Here is a 5,047-nt window from a genome sequence, read left to right on the forward strand (position 1 = left end):
GCCGGGTACAGCGAGGCCAAGGACCTCTGGCACAACGCCCCCGTCGACACCCTCTTCCCCCGCACCCTCGCCGGACCCGGCGCCGGTCCGGGCAGCGCCGCCCGCACCTGGACCCGGATCGTCGTCGCCCCCGACGCCGCCTGCACCCCCGCCGTCCTCGCCAAGGGCCTCCTCGCCACCGTCCGGCCGCTGGGCTGCGAGCGCGTCCTGCGTGCCACGTATACCGACGCCACCGCCAGCAGCGTGATCACCGTCGGCCTGGTCTTCACCGACGCCGACGCCACCGTCCAGAGCACCCTCGGCCAGGGCCTCACCAGCCGCCTCGGGCAGGACGTCCCCCCGTCGCTTCCCGGTCCCGGCACCGTCGCCGCCCGCTTCGGCGCACCCCAGCGCGCCAGCTGGTGGCTGAACGCCCCCGCCGACCTCCCCGTCGTCGTCACCGCCGTGTCCGGCTTCGCCGACGGGCGCCCCGTCGACTCACCCCAGCCCGCCGACCGGGCCATGACCGCCGGCCGCACCGATGCCACCGCGCAGTCCGGCCTCGGCCACGAGGCCAAGAACATCACCCTCCGCTTCGAGCAGCTGCTGCGCACCGCCGTCGCCCCGCCGCCGACGGACAAGGCCGGCAAGGACGACACGGACGGCAAGGACGGTGACGACGCCCGGTGATCCGCCTCCGCACCCCCGCGGCCGTCCTCCTCGCCACCGCGTTCGCCGTGCTCCCCGCCACCATCACCCCCGCGTACGCCGACACCATCCGCGCCCGGCAGTGGGGCCTCCAGGCCCTCCACACCGAGGAGGCCTGGCGGACCACCCGGGGGGAGGGCATCACGGTCGCCGTCCTCGACACCGGCGTCGACGCCGAGCACCCCGACCTCGCGGGCTCGGTCCTCACCGGCCGCGACCTCGTCGGCTTCGGCGCCTCCCGCGGCGACCGCGCCTGGGCCCGGCACGGCACCGCCATGGCCGGGATCATCGCCGGCCACGGCCACGGCCCCGACGGCGGCGACGGCGTCCTCGGCATCGCGCCCGACGCCAGGATCCTGCCCGTCCGGGTCATCCTGGAAAGCACCGACAAGGCCCGCGACAAAGCCCGCAAGACCCGCGGCACCGCCCTCGCCGACGGGATCCGCTGGGCCGCCGACCACGGCGCCGACGTCATCAACATGTCCCTCGGCGACGACTCCAGGTCCGCCCACCCGGACGCCGGCGAGGACGCCGCCGTCCAGTACGCGCTCGCCAAGGGCGTCTCCGTCGTCGCCTCCGCCGGCAACGGCGGCGAGAAGGGCGACCACATCTCGTACCCCGCCGCGTACCCCGGCGTCATCGCCGTCACCGCCGTCGACCGCTACGGCACCCACGCCTCCTTCTCCACCCGCCGCTGGTACGCCACCGTCAGCGCCCCCGGCGTCGACATCGCCATCGCCGACCCCGACCAGCGCTACTACGAGGGCTGGGGCACCAGCGCCGCCGCCGCGTTCGCCTCCGGAGCCGTCGCCCTCGTCCGCTCCGCGCACCCCGACCTCACCCCGGCGCAGGTGAAGCGGCTCCTGATCGACACCGCCCGCAACAGGCCCGAGGGCGGGCGCAGCGACGCCAAGGGCTACGGAACCGTGGACCCGGCCGCCGCGATCGAGGCCGGTGCGAAGATCGAGGGCGGCGACCCCAAGACCGTGGCCACCGGCTACCGCGGCCGCCACTTCGGCCCGGGACCGCTCCCCGCCACCGAGGAGAGCCGCCCCGTCGGACTGCTCGCCCCCGCCGCCGGCGGCCTCGGCGTCCTGCTCCTCCTCACCGCCGTGATCCTCCGGCGCGTCCACCGCACGGACTGAACCGCCCGCCGGACTGAACCGCCCGCCGGACTGAACCGCCCCGCCGGGCGGAGGGCACCCGCCGGGCGGTTAGGCTCGGTGCGTGGCGCTCAAGAACATCCCGGACCCCGGTTTCTCCGACGACGACGGCACCGCCGACCCGCGGCTCGCCGCGGCCCTGGCGGCCTGGGCGGAGGACCGGACCGCCCACGGCCCCGTCCTCGACGCGCTCCGGGAGGCCCGGCTGCTCGTCCCCGTCGTCGCCGTCCTCGGCGAGGTCGAGACCGACGAGAACGGCCTGCGCCGCGAGAAGACCAGCGACATGGCGGTCCCCACCCTCACCGCCGGCGACCGGCGGGCCCTGCCCGCCTTCACCTCGATCGCCTCACTCGCGCTGTGGGACCCGGAGGCCCGTCCCGTCGCCGTCCCGCTCCACCAGGCGCTCCAGGCGGCCGCCCACGAGAAGGCCGACACGGTCGTCCTCGACCTCGCGGGCCCGGTGCCGTACCAGCTGACCGGCCCGGCGCTGCTCGCCCTCGCCGAGGGCCGCACCAGCGCGGACCCGCTCGACGACCCGGCCGTACGGGAGGCCGTCCGAGCCGCGGTCGCCGCCGAACCCGCGGTGCTCCGCGCCCACCTGGGGCCCGGCGCCGCCGACGGCACCCTCGCCCTGGTCCTCCACGGAGCCGGCTCCCCGGCGGAGGCCGCCCAGCGCATCGCCCGCGCGCTGGCCGCCGACGACACACTGAGGGCCCGCCTGGTGCGGGGCCTCGACCTGGCACTCCTGCCGGCCTCGGCCACCCCTCCGGGCGAGCCCTTCTACGTGAGGAACCAGGCACGCGTACCCGTGCCCGTGGACCGGTCCTAGCCGAACACCGGGCCGGTGTACTTCTCGCCCGGCCCCTGGCCCGGCTCGTCCGGGACCAGGGACGCCTCGCGGAAGGCGAGCTGGAGGGACTTCAGGCCGTCCCGCAGGGGAGCGGCGTGGAAGGACGAGACCTCCGTCGCGCCGGCGTCGAGCAGACCCGCGAGCGCGTGCACCAGCTTCCGGGCCTCGTCGAGGTCCTTGTACTTGTCGCCCTCCTCGGTGAGCCCGAGCTTCACCGCGGCGGCGCTCATCAGGTTGACGGCGACGGTCACGATCACCTCGACCGCGGGGACCTCCGCGATGTCGCGGGTCATGGCGTCGAAGTCGGGGGAATCGGCGATGTCGGGGGAATCGTTCTGGGGCGTCTCGCTCATGCCTCATACGATATGCCGGTCCTCGGTTAGCGGAGACCGCCGGGTCCTGCTAACCTTGTGTAACGACCGGCCGGACACGTGTGTGCCCGGCCCACAAGTGGAGGCTCCGAACTCCCACCTGACCACCCTCGCGGGTGGCGGGTCACCGGTCAGGTGGCGCCCATCGTTCCGTACGGACGATGGAGCCGCCCGATGTGCGCCCCGCGGTTGACCGCGGCGGTGTTCCGGTATTCCCCTGGAGCCCCGCCTGTGTCCCGTCCGGGGCATTTTTCATGTACCGGCTCGGTTGGTCTCACCAGAAAACATGCGCGTCCGTCCGCCAGGCGGTCGCGTGGTGCTACCGAGGAGGATCCATCAGCGCCGAGCCCCGCATCAACGACAGGATTCGCGTTCCCGAGGTGCGACTTGTCGGACCCAGCGGCGAGCAGGTCGGGATTGTTCCGCTTGCCAAGGCCCTGGAGCTCGCACAGGAGTACGACCTCGACCTGGTCGAGGTCGCGGCGAACGCCCGTCCGCCCGTGTGCAAGCTCATGGACTACGGGAAGTTCAAGTACGAGTCGGCCATGAAGGCCCGTGAGGCGCGCAAGAACCAGGCGCACACGGTCATCAAGGAGATGAAGCTCCGGCCGAAGATCGACCCGCACGACTACGACACCAAGAAGGGTCACGTCGTCCGGTTCCTCAAGCAGGGTGACAAGGTCAAGATCACGATCATGTTCCGTGGTCGTGAGCAGTCCCGTCCCGAGCTTGGTTTCCGGCTGCTGCAGCGGCTGGCGTCGGACGTCGAGGAGCTTGGCTTCATCGAGTCCAACCCGAAGCAGGACGGCCGGAACATGATCATGGTTCTCGGCCCGCACAAGAAGAAGACCGAGGCCATGGCCGAGGCGCGTGAGGCCCAGGCCGCACGCAAGGCCGAGCGTCAGGGCGTCACCTCCGAGGAGACGTCCGAGGCTCCGGCCGCCGAGACCGAGGCTGCTGAGGCTCCGGTCGCCGAGGCCGAGGCGGAAGCCCCGGCCGAGACCCCCGAGGCGTGACCCGCGGGGCTGCCAACCAGGCAGCCCCGGGCCCCGCCCGGACCCACCGAACGAAGAACTGACGCTCCCGGATCTCCGGTGCCCGCACCGCAGGGGAGCGCCACTGACGAGGAGATACGGCGCGATGCCGAAGAACAAGACGCACTCCGGTGCCAAGAAGCGCTTCAAGGTCACCGGCACCGGCAAGATCCTGCGCGAGCGCGCCGGCAAGCGCCACCTGCTCGAGCACAAGTCGTCCAAGCTGACGCGTCGCCTCACCGGCAACGCCGAGATGGCCCCGGGTGACGCCGCCAAGATCAAGAAGATGCTGGGCATCTGAGTCTGATCTCCCGCTCTCGGCGACGAGAGCTTCCGGCCAAGACCGGGAACCATCCGTATTTCGGGTCGTGTGAGGACCACCGCGACCCCGCTACAAGGAGTTAACAAGTGGCACGCGTCAAGCGGGCAGTCAACGCCCACAAGAAGCGCCGGGCGATCCTCGAGGCGGCCTCCGGCTACCGCGGTCAGCGTTCGCGCCTGTACCGCAAGGCCAAGGAGCAGGTCACCCACTCGCTGGTCTACAACTACAACGACCGCAAGAAGCGCAAGGGCGACTTCCGTCAGCTGTGGATCCAGCGCATCAACGCCGCTGCCCGCCAGAACGGCATGACGTACAACCGCCTCATCCAGGGTCTGAAGGCCGCCAACATCGAGGTGGACCGCAAGATCCTCGCCGAGCTGGCCGTCAACGACATCAACGCGTTCGCCGCGCTGGTCGAGGTCGCGCAGAAGGCCCTCCCGGCCGACGTCAACGCCCCGAAGGCCGCCGCCTGATCTCCCAGGCCGCAGTACTTCCGCCCGGACCCGCAGACGCGCACGCGCCTGCGGGTCCGGGTGCGTCCGCCCCCTGAAGGGCGCGCGGTGGAGGCGGGCCGCCGGGCCCCACGCGCCACCGCGCGCCCTTCAGGGGGCGGACGCACC

At 72.7% G+C, this 5,047-nt stretch carries 7 protein-coding genes; 6 read left to right on the plus strand and 1 reads right to left on the minus strand.

Annotation, left to right across the window (positions count from 1 at the left end; translation table 11 throughout):
• The 3 genes from EAO70_RS38110 to EAO70_RS24180 form a co-directional block, all read left to right on the plus strand.
• A partial coding sequence (locus EAO70_RS38110) for a hypothetical protein (RefSeq protein WP_187283999.1) occupies positions 1 to 669 on the plus strand: 669 nt, incomplete at its 5' end.
• On the plus strand, positions 666 to 1,832 hold the full coding sequence (gene mycP / locus EAO70_RS24175; RefSeq protein ID WP_148004886.1) for a type VII secretion-associated serine protease mycosin: 1,167 nt from the start codon (positions 666 to 668) through the stop codon (positions 1,830 to 1,832). The genes EAO70_RS38110 and mycP, both read left to right, overlap by 4 nt.
• An 82-nt stretch (positions 1,833 to 1,914) precedes the next feature.
• The gene (locus EAO70_RS24180) at positions 1,915 to 2,679 is read left to right on the plus strand and encodes an SseB family protein (protein WP_148004887.1); all 765 of its coding nucleotides are present in this window, start codon (positions 1,915 to 1,917) and stop codon (positions 2,677 to 2,679) included.
• On the opposite strand, the gene EAO70_RS24185 is transcribed toward EAO70_RS24180, so the two are convergent.
• Positions 2,676 to 3,053, minus strand: coding sequence for a DUF1844 domain-containing protein (locus tag EAO70_RS24185; RefSeq protein ID WP_148004888.1), 378 nt, complete (start codon positions 3,051 to 3,053; stop codon positions 2,676 to 2,678). The genes EAO70_RS24180 and EAO70_RS24185 overlap by 4 nt on opposite strands.
• A gap of 272 nt (positions 3,054 to 3,325) precedes the next feature.
• Here EAO70_RS24185 and infC point away from each other — a divergent pair, with 272 nt between their 5' ends.
• From infC to rplT, 3 genes are all read left to right on the plus strand, one after another.
• Positions 3,326 to 4,087 (plus strand): translation initiation factor IF-3, encoded by a 762-nt coding sequence (infC, locus tag EAO70_RS24195; protein WP_148004889.1) that lies wholly within the window; start codon positions 3,326 to 3,328, stop codon positions 4,085 to 4,087.
• A 124-nt stretch (positions 4,088 to 4,211) separates the two neighbouring features.
• On the plus strand, positions 4,212 to 4,406 hold the full coding sequence (rpmI, locus tag EAO70_RS24200; RefSeq protein ID WP_030316087.1) for a 50S ribosomal protein L35: 195 nt from the start codon (positions 4,212 to 4,214) through the stop codon (positions 4,404 to 4,406).
• A 107-nt stretch (positions 4,407 to 4,513) separates the two neighbouring features.
• Positions 4,514 to 4,900, plus strand: coding sequence for a 50S ribosomal protein L20 (gene rplT / locus EAO70_RS24205; RefSeq protein ID WP_017241732.1), 387 nt, complete (start codon positions 4,514 to 4,516; stop codon positions 4,898 to 4,900).
• Positions 4,901 to 5,047: the final 147 nt, after the last annotated feature.

The sequence above is a fragment of the Streptomyces sp. adm13(2018) genome (genome assembly GCF_008042145.1).
Classification (GTDB): domain Bacteria; phylum Actinomycetota; class Actinomycetes; order Streptomycetales; family Streptomycetaceae; genus Streptomyces.

Coding starts and splice junctions, on each gene's coding strand:
- infC (WP_148004889.1), top strand. CDS start 3,326: ATGTACCGGCTCGGTTGGTCTCACCAGAAAACATGCGCGTCCGTCCGC.
- EAO70_RS24185 (WP_148004888.1), bottom strand. CDS start 3,053: ATGAGCGAGACGCCCCAGAACGATTCCCCCGACATCGCCGATTCCCCC.
- rpmI (WP_030316087.1), top strand. CDS start 4,212: ATGCCGAAGAACAAGACGCACTCCGGTGCCAAGAAGCGCTTCAAGGTC.